Here is a 15,976-nt window from a genome sequence, read left to right on the forward strand (position 1 = left end):
GTTGTTCCGCATGCGGTGTCTGCATACAGTAGACTCAGAAGCTGGCCTGAATTGCAACCGCAGCAAACGACGGCTCTGTCCCGGCTGTGAATTCGATCATCTCCAGATTTTGCACGCTCGGCGAATGGCCGGTAAGCGGGCTGCGGCTGCAGCACATTTCGCCCGTAGTGGGCGGCGGTTTAAGGTCGATTTTGCGAGCGGATTGGCAATATCCTAATTTATAGCTTAGGGGTTTACTTGCTGTTTCGTCTCTCTTGAAATCAAAGTTTTGACCAACTGTGCCGCCATACTTTGCTACAAGTTTCGACCCAAATCCCGCCTCTTCGCGGGCTTCTCTACAGCAAGCAATAAGAAGCCGCACTTGCGCTTCCGGAATGTCTTTGACAGTCAGATTTTTCATAGCCGAGCTCCTTCCAGAAACATCGGCCATCGCACGCGTTCATTCCGTAGAGCCTACAGACGTCTTTGATCGGTGATGTGGACGAGACAATAAAGTTGCTAAAGGCGAAACGGTCCATCCCGGATGCGAACAGGCATGCAATTTTGACCCCTTAGTGGGGAAATCGGCGTTCAAAAATGACCCCCTTACACCGATGTGAATCATGCCCCCGAGGTTATCGGGGAGCACAGATTGGGATGTTGGTCGTGGAGACGATAGCAAAGATCCGGCGCGCGTGTTTTCAGGACAGGAAGCCGATCAAGCAAATCTGCCGGGAACTGCTGGTATCGCGGAATACGGTGCGGAACGTGGTCCGGTCGGGTGTGACGGAAGTGACCTACGAACGCAGGGTTCAGCCTCTGCCAAAGATCGGGCCGTGGAAAGACAAGCTCGAAGAGATGCTGGCGGCGAATGCGAGGAAGCCAAAGCGCGAGGGGTTAACCCGCATCCGGATCTTCGAAGAACTGAGAGCCCTTGGATATGACGGCGTCTATGACGCTGTCCGGCGTTACGCGGCCACGTGGTCCAAGGAAGAACAAGAGGCCTCCGCGGCCGCCTATGTCCCGCTGATTTTCGATCCGGGCGAGGCCTGCCAATTTGACTGGAGCCACGAGATTGTTGTGATCGACGGCGCGGCCACCACTGTGAAGGTGGCGCATGTCCGGCTCTGCCACAGCCGCATGCTGTTTGTCCGGGCCTATCCGCGCGAGACGCAGGAGATGGTGTTCGATGCCCATGACAAGGCCTTCGCCTTCTTCAGCGGGGCCTGCACGCGCGGGATCTACGACAACATGAAGACGGCGGTAGACACGATCTTCGTTGGCCGCGACCGGGCCTACAATCGGCGCGTCCAGCAGATGTGCGGGCATTATCTTGTCGATCCCGTTGCCTGCACACCGGCGTCTGGCTGGGAGAAAGGGCAGGTCGAGAACCAGGTCGGCGTTGTCCGGCGACGCTTCTTCGTGCCCAGGTCCAAGTTTAAGAGTTACGCCGAACTCAACGCCTGGCTCGAGGACCGCTGCGTTGCTTGGGCCAAGTCCCATCCGCATCAGGAGCTTCGAGACCGCACGATCTGGGAGGTTTTCGAGGACGAGCGGGCGAGTCTGGTGCCATACGTCGGCCCCTTTGATGGTTTCCACGCTGTGCCGGCATCAGTCTCGAAGACCTGTCTCGTCCGGTTCTACAAAAACCGCTACTCGGTGGATGGCCGCGCCGTCGGCCGGCCAGTCGAGATCCGCGCCTATGCCGAGCGGGTCGAGTTCTGGCGGGACGGCAAGATCGTAGGGCGGCATGAACGAGCCTTCGGGCGCGACAAGGCCATCTACGATCCGCTGCACTACATCCCGGTGCTGGCCCGGAAGCCTGGCGCTCTCAGGAATGGGGCTCCCTTCAAGGACTGGGAGCTGCCATCAGCGATCAGGCGCATTCAGCGCAAACTGGGCAAGGTGCCCAATGGCGACCGGCAGATGGTCCAGATCCTGAGCATGATCCCCACCGATGGGCTGGGTGCAGTGGATGCTGCCTGTGCCGAAGCGCTGAACGAAGGGCCCCCCGCGGCCTCGGTCGTCATCAACATTCTGGCCCGGCATCGTCAGCCGCCGCCGCCGCTGACCATCGATACGCCCGACGCGCTGCGACTGACCTGCGAGCCCGTGACCGACTGCAAACGCTATGACAGCCTAAGGAGACACATCCATGGAAAGATCACAGGTGCTGGACGCGATGACCCAGCTGAAGCTCTACGGCATGAAGGCCGCCTACGATGAGACCATCGCCACGGCGGCGAAGCGTCAGCACGAACCCTCGCGCAGATAGACTGTCAACGCCGGAAGTTATTCATCAACATATAGAGGAGCGCAACGTCGGTCTGAGGAGGACTTAGATACCTGTGTAACGGGCATTGCGTTGGCTTCAGTCGCTCTGAGGAAATATCCCTGTGCCCCTTTAGCGGATGTTTTGCGCATCCGTTCTTCAAGCACGACCTGCGGGATCAGGTCACCGCCTTTGAAGCCCTGAGCATTCCCAGTTTCCGCGACGCGCAGCCCTCATGGTAGTCGTCTTTTCTGGTGGAGGTACCGCATGCTATGGTCGAACTTGTCGTCGATGGCTGTGATTTCGCGGATGTCTGTTTCCAGTTGGTCCCAGCAGGTGGAGTAATAGTCCCAGATCACATTCGGGTCGATATCACCTTGCCAGTGGTCGCGAAGCTGCGCGTCGGCGTTCTTGCCGTGTCGTTTGGCTAAAACCTCTGTCACTCGGCGGCTCAAATGGCTGCTCGCAAACAGCAGATGGATATGAATAGATTTGTTGCCCGACCACACGACAGTGTAGCCTCGGTAATCGCGATATAGCTGAGCTAGGTGCTGATCGAGTTTGTCCAGCAAGGTTTGACCCGTTGTGTCTTTCGACCAAATCCAATCACATTGATCTTGCAATGGAGTTTCGTCAGCCTCGAACGTACACGCCCAAAATGGAGCCACCGCACAGCGTTCTTTCGGTCGTTGCCACGTCGCATCATCATACCGAAATGTGGGCTGTTGCATTTGTTTCCGGCGCAGGCGGCCGGTATCCCAAGGCGCTGTTCCGACACTTTCATTTCGCTGCGTATCAGCTCGATGCAGGCGCGCCGACGGGCGGGGCTCAGAAGTTTCCCCGAGCCGCCTCCTTCAGGATGAGTTTGTCCAAGGTCAGGTCCGAGACGGCTTTCCGCAGCCGTTCGTTCTCCTTCTGAAGCCGTTTGAGTTCTTTCAGTTGGTCGGTTCCCATCCCGCCATACTGTTTGCGCCAGCGGTAGTAGGTCTGCTCAGTGATGCGCACTTCGCGGATCGCATCCACGCGCTGCATCCCCTGGCCGACAAGCACATCAACTTGCCGCAGCTTCTGAACTATTTCCTCCGGCTTGTGCCGCTTGTTCGCCATTCTCAGTCCTCCGTTTCCTAAACATAACGGTGGACCAGTTCAGATGGGGCATTCCAGGCGGGGTCCATGTGCAGCTTGCGCTTAAGGAAGCCTCCCTCCCCAGGCGCGCCGGTAATTTCGCCGTCGTTCCAGATGGTGCGGCCGCGCAGGATAGTGCGGACCGGCCAGCCCTTTACAACGGTGCCTTCGTAAGGCGAGTAGTCGCAGCCGTCGTGCAGGTTTGCGTGTTTGATCTCGACTTCGCGTTCCGCATCCCACAATGCGAAATCCGCGTCGGAGCCGATGGCGATTGTCCCCTTCTGAGGGTAGATCCCATAGAGCTTGGCCGCATTGGTGGAGGTAAGCGCAACGAAGCGGTTGATATCCAGCCGGCCGTTCGAAACCATCTCGTTGAACATCAGCGGCAGCCGCACCTCGATCCCCGGCACGCCGGGTGCAATGCATTTGAAATGCGGGTGGCCGCCTTCGTGCGCGTGGTACTGCTTGCCTGCGTCCCCTTCGTAGGAATAGGGGCAGTGGTCCGAATGCACCACGTCGAACACACCGTTCTTGATTGCCTGCCACAGCTTGCCCTGGTTGCTCTCTTCGCGCGGCGGCGGCGAGCAGATGAACTTGGATCCCTCCCAGCCGGGCCGGTCGAAATCCTCCTCCTTCAGATAGAGGTACTGCGGGCAGGTTTCGGCGTGGATGTTCAGCCCCTTGGATTGCGCCCAGCGGACCTGCTCCATCGCCTCGGCTGAAGAGACATGCACGATCAGGATCGGGGTGTCGACAATCTCGGACAGCGAGATGGCCCGGTGGGTGGCTTCCCGCTCCACCACATGGCCGTGGGCCTTGGCATAGTATTTGGGTTCGGTCTGGCCCAGCTCTTCCAGCTTGCTGCCCAGCCAGGAAATGCAGTGGTCGTTTTCCGCATGGATCATGACCAGCGCGCCTTCCTGCCGGGCAGTGCCCAGAACATCCAGGATCTGGCGGTCGTCGATCATCACGTCTGAGTAGCACATGAAGACCTTGAAGGAGGTGAAACCGTCCTGGATCGCCTGCGGCAGCTCGCGCGAGATCACATCGGGCGTGGCGTCCGAGACGATCAGGTGAAAGCCATAATCGATGTAGGAGTTGCCTTCGGCAAGCTTGCGGTAATCCTCGATTGCCTCCAGCAGCGACTGCCCCCGGGCCTGGTTGGCAAAGGGGATGAAAGTGGTGTTGCCGCCGCAGGCTGCCGAGCGGGAGCCGGTCTCAAACGTGTCGGCGCTTTCGACCTTGCCGATTGGGGGCTCGTTGATATGGCAATGGGCTTCGACGCCGCCCGGCAGAACGAACTTGCCTGAGGCGTCGATCACTTCCTCAGCGCCTTCGAGGTGCTCGGCGATTGCGATGATCTTGCCGCCTTTCACGCCTATGTCGGCGCGATAGGTATCCGAGGCAGTGGCGATGGTGCCATTCTGGATGATCAGGTCATAGGACATGGAACAGTCTCGTCAGTAAGCGGGAGGAGCATCAGGATTGGTGCTCGTAAGCCCCTAGAAGTTTAGGCAGGTTTCCGAAGATGCCGATCAGGCCGAAGACCAGAAAGGACAATAGGATGAACACAACCGAAGCCGAAGCGATGGTGGGTGAATAGCCGCCGCGCAGGCTCGAGAAGATCTGCACTGGCAGGGTCACCACTTGCGATTGGCCGACGAAAAAGGAGATCACGAACTCGTTCATCGACAGCACAAAGACAAAAGCAAAGCTGGATACCAGGAAGGGCGCCACGATCGGCAGCACTACGGTGGTGAAGACTTCGCGCCGGTTGGCTCCCATGGTTTCCGCGGCTTCCAGCAGCTCTTTGGAAATGGATTCAAATCCCAGAGAGATCATCGCCAGCGGCATCGCCAGCAGGAAGATCATATGGCCCAGCACCACGTTTTCGATGGCGCCGACATGGCCCAGGCTGACCCACAGCAGCAGCATGCCCATGGCAGTGATCACCGGCGGGAAGGCGAAGGGCAAGAGGCCGACAGTAAACAGGATCTTGGCGTAGACGATCTTGTAACGCCACAGGAAGTAGGCCACCGGCAGTGCCACTGCGAGCGCCAGCAGGGCGGTCATCACCGCCACGGCCAGGCTTGTCATCAGCGGTTCGAACCACTGCGGGTTTACGAACAGCTCGCTGTACCATTTGCCAGAGACGCCGCGCGGCGGGAAAAACAGAACTTTCTTTTCGTTCAGCGAGACGCCGAACACGATTACCAGCGGCAGCATCAGGATGGTCAGGAAGATACCGGTGTAGACGTATTTCAAGCGGTCGATCATCGGGTCTCTCCTTTCTCATTGCCGGCCATCTTGTTGGCCACGGTCACCAGGACGACGGTCACCAGCAGGAACACAACTGACAGTGCTGCCGCGAAGGGAATGTTGCCGAGCTGGACCGCCTGCTTGCTGATATGCACCGCCAGCATCCACTGATCCGGCTTGCCCAGCCATTGCGGTGTGACCACCGCGCCCATGGTAAAGACAAACAGCACAATCCACGTTGAAATCAGCGGTTTCCGCAAGATCGGCAGGATGATCTTGTAGCTGGTGCGCAGCGGCGAGGTGCCCATGGTGCGCGCGGCCTCGGTATAAGAGGGGTCCAGCCGGGTGCAGTGCGGATAAAGGATCAGGATTGCAATCGACAGATTGAAGTAGCTGAGCGCAATCAGGATTGCCGGCAGGCCGCGGGCCCAGGACGCCGGACGGTCCATGACGCCAAGCCAGACGAACAGGTTGCTGATGCCGGCAGGCCGCGACAGCGCGTTGGACCAGGAGAAGGCGACGATCACTTCAGACAGGGACAAAACGCCCAGCACGATTACCAGGATTACCGTCTGCACCCGCCGCGAGTAGCCAGCCAGGAAGTAAGTGAAGGGAAAGGCCAGCATCACAGCCAGGGTCGCGGCGATGACCGAAAGCCGCACCGTGTTCCACATGGCGCTGAGGTACAGCCAGTCAAAGGCGCGCAGGTAATGGGTGAATTCAAACCCGCGCTCATAGTAGGTTTCGGTGCGATGATAGAAGGAGCTGGCCAGCATGATCGCCATCGGCACCGCAAAACCGATGAACAGCAGAATTGCGGGATAACTGAGCAAAGTCGCGCGGGTGAGGTTGAGAGGTCTGCCGCTCATGACAGATGCACCCGGATATCGGCAGGGTCGAAGTACAGCACGACTTCATCGCTTTCCTTTAGCGTCGGGTTGGACTTCGGCATCCATTTGGCAATGATGCGTGTGCCGCCGACCGTCACATGCGCCTCAACCTCAGCCCCCAGATCACGCATGAAGCTGACGGTGCCGGGAATGCAGTTTTCCTTGCCTTGGCTTTCCGTGCTCAGCTCCACATCTTCGGGGCGGATCGAAAGAGTCACCTCGGTGCCCGCCGCATTGGCGCCTGCGGCATGCTCGGCCTTCAGGCGGCGGCCGAAAGCCTCAACCGAGGTCGCATCAGCGATGCGCGCGCCCTCTATCAGGTTGTTGCTGCCGACAAAACCGGCCACGAATTTATTGGCCGGGTACTGGTAGACCTCCAGCGGGTGGCCGATTTGCTCGACCCGGCCCGCGCTCATCACCACAATCACGTCGGCGGCAGTCATCGCTTCGCTTTGGTCATGGGTCACCATCACCGTGGTCACGCCCAGGCGGCGCTGCAGCTGTTTCAGCTCCACCTGCATGTCCTCGCGCAGGTTTGCATCCAGCGCCGACAGCGGCTCGTCCAGCAGGAACAGTTTCGGCTTCAGAGCCAGGGCGCGGGCAATCGCCACTCGCTGGCGCTGGCCGCCCGACAGTTCGGTGATAGTGCGCTTCGCAATGTGCGGCAGCTGCACCAGCTCCAAAAGCTCTTGCGCGCGGGCCAGAGCCTCGGCCTTCGGCACCTTGCGCAGGCGCATGCCATAGGCCACATTTTCCGCAACATTCAAATGCGGGAACAATGCCAAAGACTGGAACACAACGCCGGTTTCACGCTTGTGCGCGGGCAGGCTGGTCACATCATCGCCATCCACCAGAATCCGTCCGGCGGAGGGCAGTTCCAGCCCGGCAATCATCCGCAACAGGGTGGTTTTGCCGCACCCGGACGGCCCCAGAAAGCAGACAAAGCTGCCGTCATCCAGTTTCAGATTGGCATTCTTCACGGCGGTGAATTTGCCGTACTTCTTGTCGATATTTTGCAGGACTAGCTCGGTCATGCGGCACCTGTTCCTTAACTGCGGCTGGCGGCCTGCTGCCCGCGGGCCGCCGCTTTCCGGGTTACGCGGCTGCCAGGATCTTGGCCCATTCCTCGGTCACCCAATCGGCCTCTTTCAGCTGGAACTGATAGTCCACAAAGATCGGGTCGATCGGGCTGGAGACCAGCGCGAACTCTTCGTCCGACATGCCTGCAGCGGACTGTGAGACCACCGGTGCGGTGCCAATTGCGCGGCTCATGTCGCCCTGCACGGTCGGATCGCAGCAGTAGTTCAGGAATTGTTCAGCGGCATCGGTGCGCTGAGACCCTTTCAGAATGCCCCAGGAGCCGAAGTCTATCACGCCGCCCTCTTTCGGGAACACTGAAGTGACCGGGAAGCCATCGGCGATCATGATTTGGGTCACGTCGTGGTAATACTGCCCTGCCGGGATCTCGCCGGACTGCAGCCCCTGCTGGAACTGGCCCTCGTCACGGTACCAGAGCGTCACGTTGTCCTTCAGTTCGGCGATCTTCATCAGCAGTTCGCGGGCCCCTTCGCGGCTGGCCAGCATGTGCTGACCTTCGAAGAAGGTGCGCTGGGTGATTTCCAGCAGGCCGGATATGGTGATGTCCTCGGTCCAGCCCAGCGAGTTGGAGAACTTGGGATCCCAGATGTCCGCCCAGGACTGGATCGGGTCGGGGAAGTAGTCTGTGTTCTGAACGAAGGTGGAGTACCAGGCCAGCACAGCGGTGGCATAAGGCGCACCGTCCTCGCCGCGGGCGACAAAATCTTCGCTCAAGTTGCCCAGGTTCGGCACATTCTTCGGGTTGAAGCGGTGGAACACATCCTGGAAGCGCAGGATTTCGCCGCCGCCGGTCATGCCCACGTCGATTGGCGGATTGCCCGAGGCAACGGCTGGTCGGATGCCCGCGTAATATGCTGTGCCGGAGGATGTCGCGACCGAGCTGGCCGGAATGCCTGTGGCCTCGGTGAATTTCGGCAGCACTTTTTCGCGTACCGAGTCTTCAAAATAGCCGCCAAAGCTGCCCACGATCAGCGGCTCGGCCGCCCAGGCTTGTTTCAGGTAAACCGGGCTTGCCAGCGTTGCGGTGGCAGCTGCCGTGGTCTGCAAAAAGGCGCGTCTGTTCAGTTTCATTGGTCTCTCCGCTGCTGTGTCCTCCGCTTGGTTCATGCCGGAGCTGGACCGCGGAAGTTTCGGCCAATGTCCCTGTGAATACCCGTCCGCACAATCGAAGTATTTGCACTCCTTCTGTGAGTAAAATTCACATTGAGAGGGGGTTTCTGGAAGTTTCTTTTTCTAAATAGCGGGGTAGATTGGCCCTTTGCTTGTTCATGACACTATTTCTGACGATGGTGTGAAATTTCGGCACAAGTTGTGTGCTCCTATTTCGATTGTGCCGGCTCCGGCGCCTCCTAGGGTATTGGCCAGTGATACTGCCCGGAACCGTTCAGAAACGGGCATGGAACCCAAGACAGGAGCAGACAGTGGCGCGATTTGTAAAAGTGGCGGCAGCCCAAATGGGGCCGGTTCAGCGCAGCGAAGACCGGGCGTCGGTCGTGAAGCGGCTGGTCAGGATGATGCAGGAGGCGCATGGCTGGGGCTGCGACATCGTTGTTTTCCCCGAACTGGCGCTGACCACATTCTTCCCGCGCTGGCTGATCGAGGACGAAGACGAACTCGATTCCTACTATGAGACAGCCATGCCGAACACGGATGTGCAGCCGTTGTTTGACGAAGCCAAAAAGCTGGGGATCGGATTTTGCCTTGGCTATTGCGAGATCGTCCATGAAAACGGCCGCAAGCGGCGGTTCAATACCTCCATCACCGTGGACAAGTCCGGCGAAATCATCGGCAAATACCGCAAGATCCACATGCCGGGTAACAGCGAAGTCTGGGACAAGCCTGCCCAGCATCTGGAGAAGCGCTATTTTGAAATTGGCGACCTGGGCTTCCCGGTCTTCGAAGGCTTCGGCGGCAAGCTGGGCATGGCCATCTGCAATGACCGCCGCTGGCCGGAAACCTACCGCTGCATGGGGCTGCAAGGTGTCGAGATGGTGATGATCGGCTACAACACCCCGGTTGGCATCGACTATAACTTCGACCACGATGTGCTGGCGTCCTTCCACAACCACCTGGTGCTGCAGGCCGGCGCGCATCAGAACTCGACCTGGGTTGTTGCCGTCGCCAAATGCGGGATTGAGGAAAGCTCCAAGATGATCGGCCAAAGCTGCATCATCGCGCCGTCCGGCGAAATTGTCGCCATGTCCTCGACGCTGGGGGATGAGGTGATCGTTCACAAATGCGATCTGGACGCGGGCCTCTCCTACAAGGAAGATCTTTTCAATCTCGGCCTGCACCGCCGCCCGGAGCATTACGGGCTGATCGTCGAGACCGCCGGTCCGGTGACCCCTCAGAAATAGGAAGTTCAGATGGCAGATTTCATTTGGCCCGATGGCGCCCGCTGCGCGGTGATGCTGACCTGCGATTTCGACTCGGAGTCGCTGTGGTTCTCCGAGGACGCAACGGCTCACCGCAAACCTTCAATCCTGTCGCAAGGCACTTACGGGCCCAAGCGCGGCGTCTACAAGATGCTGGACGTATTCAGGGATTTCGAAGTTCCGGCCAGTTTCTATGTGCCTGGGTGGACGGCAGAACAGCACACAGCAGCGATCGAGGCCATTCTCAAGAACGGGCACGAGGTGGGGCACCACGGGCATATGCACAAGTGGATCGATCCGGCGAATTACGAGGAAGAAGTCGAGGAAATGGACAAGGGCCTCGAGGCCCTGAAACGCACTGTAGGCGTCGTGCCCAAGGGCTACCGGGCGCCCGCGGGCACCTCCAGCGACCGCACGCTGGAGCTCGTCCGGGACCGGGGGTTCCTCTACAACAGCGGCTTCCTGGATGATTATGTGCCTTACCGCCATACCCTGGCCGATGGCAGCGAAGGTCCGATTGAGCTGCCCTTCCATTGGCAGCTCGATGACTCCGCGCTGTCGCTCTACATCATCCAGGAGCAATCCACGATCCTGACCAACGATCATATTTTCCAGGTCTGGAAGGAAGAGTTCGACGCGCTTTACGAATGGGGCGGCCTGGCAAACTATACCCTGCACCCGCAGATATCCGGGCGGCCCGCGCGCAACATGCTGCTGCGGCGGATCGTTGAATACATGCGCTCCAAGGAAGACGTTTGGTTTGCCACAGGCACTGAGGTTGCCGAAGCTTTCGCTGCCGGAACAGCACGTCCGGCCGCATAGCAACGCGCAAAACCGGCTCCGGTCCCGCTCTCAGGCCGGAGCCGGCCTATTCCACAGTGGTGATCCAGTCGATGAACGCCTGGGACCGCTGCGTCTTCTGATCGTCTTTTCCTGAAATCACATAGTAGGAATAGGGCGATCGGATTGTGTTTTTGAAAGGCCGGATCAGGGCGCCGCTCTTCAGGAAATGGCGGGCCGTGACCGTGTCGCCAAGGGCGACGCCCAGGCCTTCGCGGGCAGCGATGAGCAGCTGATGCACATCGGTTATATAGTGGTTGGACTTGACCGACTGCATCCCGGCCCGGGCTGACACTAGCCACTTCGCCCACAGCGCGCCGCTGTCTTCATGCAGCAAGGGGAACCGCTTCAGGTCCGAGACTTTGGCCAGGGGATTGCGGCCAAGGGTCAGTTCTGGGCTGCAAACCGGGAACAGCGAAATGTCCCTTAGCAGCGTCACGTCCCGGTCCGGCCAGTTCGGGCGCCCGTAGCGGACGGTCACGTCAATCGCCGCATCCGGTTCGCGCAGCATCTCCGGCGAGGATTCCAGTTTGAGGGAAATCTCCGGATAAAGCGTGGTAAATTCCGGCAGCCGCGGCATCAGCCAATAGGCAGCAAAGGCAGGCGGCATCAGCAGGCGCAGTTCGCCGGACAGTTCGTCCTGATTGCCTTCTGACAAGGTCCCGATCAGGGTTTGCAGCACCTCTGCGACCGCCTTGTGGACCCGCTGGCCGCGCGAGGTCAGGCGGACCTCGGTGGAGGTGCGGATAAACAGCTGCGCGCGGTAAAACTCCTCCAGTTGGCGGATCTGCTTGCTGACGGCGCCATGGGTGAGGTTCAGTTCTTCGGCCGCTTTGACAAACCGGCCATGGCGGGCGACCGCGTCCAAGGCGCGCAAGGCGTTGATCGGGGGAAGGTGCTGCATGGTGTGCCCGCCTCGTGAAATTTCGTCACATAGGCCCTTACATCAATTCGCTTGTGTGTGAAAGTTTGGCTTTCTATCACTTCCTTAAGTCAAGGGAGGCAGCCGTGAAGCTTGTCATCAAAAACGCCCGTATCCTGGCGGATGCTGCTAGTGAAGAAATCGTTCGGGGCGACATCGTCTGCGAAGACGGAAAGATCACCGCTATCGGCCGCAGTGCTGTCAGTGATGGGCTGCCTTCCGGCCATTGCAAAGTCATTGAGGCCAATGGCCAGCTGGCGATGCCGGGTCTGGTGAATGCCCATTTCCATTCGACAAGTGCATTTATGCGCGGTGCTATCCCCGGGTCGCACCTCGAGCCCTACATGATGCTGGAGGCACCGCTGGATAGCTTCTCCCATTCCCCGCGGCTCTATTATCTGCGGGCGATGCTGTCGGCCATCGGCATGCTGCGCCAGGGTGTGACCGCGCTACGGGACGATGTGCATTTCTTTGGTGGCCCAACGCTGGAGAACGCCGATGCGATATTCCGTGCCTATCAGGAGACCGGCCTGCGCAGCTCGGTTGGCTTCGGCATTCCGAACGTGCTGGAGTACACCAAGGTTCCGTTCCTGACAGATTTCCTGACACCAGAGCAGAAAGCGCAGATGGAAGCGGAGCGCTGGCCGTCGCAAAAGGAAATCCTGGATTTCTACGAGGCTGTTTTTGCCAAGTGGCATAAAGCAGAAGGCGGGAGACTGACGGTTCACACGTCCTGCTCCACCCCGCATAGGGTGGACGCAGAGACTTTGGCGGCCCTGTCGGATCTCGCGGTAAGGCGCAATGTGTCCCTGGACACGCATCTGCTGGAGACAAAGACCCAGGCCATTCACAGCCACCGGCGCGACGGCAAGACGCTGGTGCAGTTCCTGCAGGATCTTGGCGTGCTGAACGAACATTTGGTGGCCATTCACTCGATCTGGCTGGATGACGGGGATCTGGATTTGCTTGCAGTCTCCGGAGCCGTGGTTGCTCATAACCCGGTGTCAAATCTGAAACTGGGCAGCGGCGTCATGCCGATGATCGGAATGCTCCGCCGCGGCATCCCGCTTTGCCTTGGAACGGACGAGGCTGCCGTTGACGAGGCAAACAACCTGTGGATCAACGCCAAGCTGGGCATGCTGCTGCAAAACATCACCAGCCCGGACGCCAGCACCTGGCCAGGCCCGGAGCCGCTGCTGAAGGCAATGACCCAGGGCGGCGCCCGGGCGATGCGGCGCAACGCGGCCGGGACATTGGCGGCAGGACAGGATGCAGACATCATTCTGCTGGATCTCGACCCGGCCGCGCATCTGCCCTTCAATCAGCTGCCCCTGCATCTTGCCGGCGCAGAAACAGGCCAGTCCGTCACTGCCGCAATTGTGGCAGGGGAAGTGATGATGGAGAACGGCCGCCTGACCCGCATTGATGAAGGCGCTATCCTCGAAGAAATCCGCGGCATCTGGGACCGCTATTCGGACCTGCGGGATCAGGCCAATTCCGACACGGCGGGTCTGGTAACGGCTTATACGCAAGCCGCAAACCGGGCGCAGGCTGAACATTTGGGTTTCAGCCGCCATGTCACCGGCAAGATGGGAAACTACTGATGCGCATTCTGGTTTTGAACCCCAACAGCAACCCTGAGTTTTCCGCCCAGATGGACAAGGCGGTCGAGCCGCTGCGCTTTGGCGGCGCTGTGCGGATCGACTGCATCTCGCTGACCGGAACGCCACTCGGCATTGAAACCCAGCGCGACATTGATGCGGTGCTTGATCCGGTGTGCGATGCCATCGCTGCAAAAGAGGCTGAGTATGATGCTTTTGTGGTTGCCTGTTTTGCCGACACCGGCGTGGCCTCTGCCCGCGAGGTGACCAGCAAGCCAGTGCTGGGCATCTGCGAAGGCGGGCTCAGTGCAGCGCTAAATGCCGGTGAAAGGTTCGGTGTGATTTCCACGTCCAACGAAGCCCGCAACGCCGAGCTGCGCCTGATCCGCAGCCACGCACTAATGGAACGCTGTGCGGGCATGGAGCCGGTTAACATTCCGGTTGTTGAGATGATGCACTCGAATGAATTGGCTGAACGGATGGTTTCTGCAGGTCGCAGGCTGGCCGCCCAAGGCGCTGAGGTCGTTGTCTTGGGCTGTGCTGGCATGACGCGGCATCAGGCTCTGCTGCAAGACGAGCTGGGAATTCCAGTCCTCGATCCTGTAGTGTCCACGGCAGCTATGGCTCTGGGAGCAATTGCCGGCCGGGGCTGAGGAATGCTGAGAAACTGTGAGGCGGCGCAAAATCTCTGCTATGCGGGATGCTTGTTCTGGCAAGAGAGTGCTGTGTCCGCCAGACGCTTTATAGCCCTTGCACAGCCTGTCATGGTTTCATCTTCAGCCGCAGATGCTGCAAAAACAGGCTGACTCGGCGGGGCTGAAAGGCTCTATTTGGATAGACTGCAAACACGCCCACATCCGGGAAACGAGCATCCAGAGCCACCGGGCTAAGCAATCCGGCTTCGACCAGGTCTGCGGCCATGATTTCCGGCAAGAGCCCAATGCCCATGCCTCTCACCAGCGCGTCGCGGTAGATATGGGTCTGGTTCATCACCAGCCGCCAGGGCTGGCGCAGCTTCTGCACGCCGGTTTGACTGACCAGGGGCCAGCTGTCTCCGAAACGGGATCCACCGAAGGCAAGGCAGGCGTGGCTGCCGAGATCCGAAACGCCCGCGGGTGTTCCATTCTTCTCCAGATATGAGGGCGCGGCAAACAGGCCCAGGCGGGTGTTTGAAAGTTTGGAAACAATCAGGGAGCTGTCTTCAAGCGAAATCGCCAGCCGCACTGCAATATCCACATTGGCACTGACGAAATCGGTCTGGGCATTATCGAAGATCAGATCGAACAGCACCTCAGGGTATTGCGCCTGAAAGCTTTCGGCTGCGTCCAGCAGCAGCGAACCCAACCCCTCAGGCGCGGCCAGCCGGATGATGCCCGCGGGCCGGCTGCCGTGCTGATCCGAAACCTCCTGCTCCAGAGCATCCAGCTGTACGAGCATGGCTTTGCAGCCGTGATAATACCGCTGCCCTGCTTCGGTGATCTCCATCGAACGGGTCGTGCGGTTGATCAAGCGCTGGTCCAGCATCGCCTCCAGATCCGCCACATGGCGGCCGACAATCGCCGGGGTGACATTCTGATCCGCAGCGGCGGCGGCAAAGCTGCCCAATTCGACCACACGGGCGAAGACCGCCATTTTCCGCAGCTTGTCCATTCGATACCTTTAGTAACTTCTGATCTTATCCGGGCAATAATTATCACACCTTCAGTCATAGATATATTGCCTTCAGCAAAAGGAGGCCCATCCCATGAAACGTATTTTTGCAGCCCTTGCCGCGGCAGCCGCCTTCACCGGCGCTGCATTTGCCGCAGATGATGAAATGAAACCTGTCATGACCAAGCTGAAGGACGGCGTCTATCAGTTCCACATGGCGCATTACTCCAGCCTGGTTGTCACCACCGAAGACGGCGTTCTGGTCGTCGACCCGAACCAGGAATTCCGCGCCAAAGCGATGCGGGCCGAGATCTCTAAGCTGACCGATCAGCCGGTGGTCAAGGTGCTGTACTCGCATCCGCATTTTGATCACTCGCGCGGGGGCCAGCTATTCAAGGACGAAGGGGCGGAGTTCATCACTCACGCCGGTTGCACAGAATTGCTGAGCCGCGACCTGGAAAACCGGGTGGTGCAGCCGGACGTGACCTACGAGGGTGATGCACACCGGATCGAGCTCGGCGGCAAGGTGGTCGAAATGCGCTATTATGGTGCCAATGACGGCCAGTGCAACAGCGCCATCTATATGCCCGACGACAAGGTTCTGATGGCGGTGGACTGGCATCTGCAAGGCTTTGTGAACATGCCTGGGCGCTTGAACACGCATGATTATGTCGGCTCGCTCAACACCCTGCGCCGGGTCACCGCCGAGCTGGATTTCGACACTGTCATCTCAGGCCACATGCATGAATCCTCCCCCGGGCAGCTGGCCGAGGACCTGGCCTTCAACGAGGCGCTGTTCAAGGCGGTCTGGGACGGGATGCAGGCCGGAAAGTCGGTCGAAGAGCTGAAGGAAACGGTCAAACTGCCCGAGTTCAGCCACTGGCACATGTACGAGCAGAACTTGCCCGCCCATGTGGAGCGCATGGCCTATTCGATCTGGCACGGCCAGTAACCCCCGCGGCACG

At 59.4% G+C, this 15,976-nt stretch carries 15 protein-coding genes and 2 pseudogenes; 7 read left to right on the plus strand and 10 right to left on the minus strand.

The genetic code is table 11. The features are described from left to right. Nucleotides 1-34: 34 nt before the first annotated feature. Nucleotides 35-400 (minus strand): hypothetical protein, encoded by a 366-nt coding sequence (locus RA19_RS26640; protein WP_152615803.1) that lies wholly within the window; start codon nucleotides 398-400, stop codon nucleotides 35-37. Between the two features lie 236 nt (nucleotides 401-636). On the opposite strand from RA19_RS26640, the gene istA reads away from it, so the two are divergent. Together istA and RA19_RS27485 are read left to right on the plus strand one after the other, a co-directional pair. Continuing rightward, on the plus strand, nucleotides 637-2,205 hold the full coding sequence (gene istA, locus RA19_RS17490; protein WP_039164951.1) for an IS21 family transposase: 1,569 nt from the start codon (nucleotides 637-639) through the stop codon (nucleotides 2,203-2,205). After that, nucleotides 2,171-2,248 (plus strand): annotated as a pseudogene (locus RA19_RS27485) (ATPase); the annotation flags it as partial. The gene istA and the pseudogene RA19_RS27485, both read left to right, overlap by 35 nt. A gap of 236 nt (nucleotides 2,249-2,484) precedes the next feature. Here RA19_RS27485 and RA19_RS26645 read toward each other — a convergent pair. The 7 genes and pseudogenes from RA19_RS26645 to RA19_RS17525 form a co-directional block, all read right to left on the minus strand. Then, entirely contained in the window at nucleotides 2,485-2,982 is a 498-nt protein-coding gene (locus tag RA19_RS26645; protein WP_039164954.1) for a hypothetical protein, read from the minus strand. Nucleotides 2,983-3,014: 32 nt separating this feature from the next. Further along, nucleotides 3,015-3,358 (minus strand): annotated as a pseudogene (locus RA19_RS17500) (transposase); the annotation flags it as partial. Nucleotides 3,359-3,375: 17 nt separating this feature from the next. Further along, nucleotides 3,376-4,824 (minus strand): dihydropyrimidinase, encoded by a 1,449-nt coding sequence (gene hydA, locus RA19_RS17505; RefSeq protein ID WP_052261872.1) that lies wholly within the window; start codon nucleotides 4,822-4,824, stop codon nucleotides 3,376-3,378. Between the two features lie 31 nt (nucleotides 4,825-4,855). Then, complete coding sequence (locus RA19_RS17510; RefSeq protein WP_039164960.1) at nucleotides 4,856-5,653, minus strand: ABC transporter permease; 798 nt, start codon at nucleotides 5,651-5,653, stop codon at nucleotides 4,856-4,858. Beyond that, nucleotides 5,650-6,504 (minus strand): ABC transporter permease, encoded by an 855-nt coding sequence (locus RA19_RS17515; RefSeq protein ID WP_039164962.1) that lies wholly within the window; start codon nucleotides 6,502-6,504, stop codon nucleotides 5,650-5,652. The genes RA19_RS17510 and RA19_RS17515 overlap by 4 nt, the downstream gene beginning before the upstream one ends. Further along, nucleotides 6,501-7,559: an ABC transporter ATP-binding protein gene (locus RA19_RS17520; protein WP_039164964.1), complete on the minus strand. Its 1,059-nt coding sequence runs from the start codon at nucleotides 7,557-7,559 to the stop codon at nucleotides 6,501-6,503. The genes RA19_RS17515 and RA19_RS17520 overlap by 4 nt, the downstream gene beginning before the upstream one ends. A gap of 61 nt (nucleotides 7,560-7,620) precedes the next feature. Further along, nucleotides 7,621-8,694 carry an ABC transporter substrate-binding protein gene (locus RA19_RS17525; protein WP_039164966.1) on the minus strand — a complete coding sequence of 358 codons (1,074 nt, stop codon included), beginning with the start codon at nucleotides 8,692-8,694 and terminating at the stop codon, nucleotides 7,621-7,623. A 350-nt stretch (nucleotides 8,695-9,044) separates the two neighbouring features. Here RA19_RS17525 and RA19_RS17530 point away from each other — a divergent pair, with 350 nt between their 5' ends. Together RA19_RS17530 and RA19_RS17535 are read left to right on the plus strand one after the other, a co-directional pair. After that, complete coding sequence (locus RA19_RS17530; protein WP_039164968.1) at nucleotides 9,045-9,980, plus strand: N-carbamoyl-D-amino-acid hydrolase; 936 nt, start codon at nucleotides 9,045-9,047, stop codon at nucleotides 9,978-9,980. 9 nt (nucleotides 9,981-9,989) lie between these two features. After that, on the plus strand, nucleotides 9,990-10,820 hold the full coding sequence (locus RA19_RS17535; protein ID WP_039164971.1) for a polysaccharide deacetylase family protein: 831 nt from the start codon (nucleotides 9,990-9,992) through the stop codon (nucleotides 10,818-10,820). Between the two features lie 46 nt (nucleotides 10,821-10,866). On the opposite strand, the gene RA19_RS17540 is transcribed toward RA19_RS17535, so the two are convergent. Further along, the gene (locus RA19_RS17540; RefSeq protein WP_039164972.1) at nucleotides 10,867-11,742 is read right to left on the minus strand and encodes a LysR substrate-binding domain-containing protein; all 876 of its coding nucleotides are present in this window, start codon (nucleotides 11,740-11,742) and stop codon (nucleotides 10,867-10,869) included. A 104-nt stretch (nucleotides 11,743-11,846) separates the two neighbouring features. Between RA19_RS17540 and RA19_RS17545 the strand changes: the two genes are divergently transcribed. Beyond that, nucleotides 11,847-13,364, plus strand: coding sequence for an amidohydrolase family protein (locus tag RA19_RS17545; protein WP_052261874.1), 1,518 nt, complete (start codon nucleotides 11,847-11,849; stop codon nucleotides 13,362-13,364). Then, on the plus strand, nucleotides 13,364-14,014 hold the full coding sequence (locus RA19_RS17550; RefSeq protein WP_039164973.1) for an aspartate/glutamate racemase family protein: 651 nt from the start codon (nucleotides 13,364-13,366) through the stop codon (nucleotides 14,012-14,014). The genes RA19_RS17545 and RA19_RS17550 overlap by 1 nt, the downstream gene beginning before the upstream one ends. Nucleotides 14,015-14,123: 109 nt before the next feature. Here the strand turns inward: RA19_RS17550 and RA19_RS17555 are convergent, their stop codons facing one another. After that, a complete protein-coding gene (locus RA19_RS17555; RefSeq protein ID WP_039164977.1) occupies nucleotides 14,124-15,011 on the minus strand; it encodes a LysR family transcriptional regulator in 888 nt (295 codons plus the stop codon). 94 nt (nucleotides 15,012-15,105) lie between these two features. Between RA19_RS17555 and RA19_RS17560 the strand changes: the two genes are divergently transcribed. Then, entirely contained in the window at nucleotides 15,106-15,963 is an 858-nt protein-coding gene (locus RA19_RS17560) for an MBL fold metallo-hydrolase (RefSeq protein WP_039164979.1), read from the plus strand. The last annotated feature ends 13 nt before the right edge of the window (nucleotides 15,964-15,976 follow it).

The organism is Leisingera sp. ANG-M1, assembly GCF_000813745.1.
Lineage (GTDB): Bacteria > Pseudomonadota > Alphaproteobacteria > Rhodobacterales > Rhodobacteraceae > Leisingera.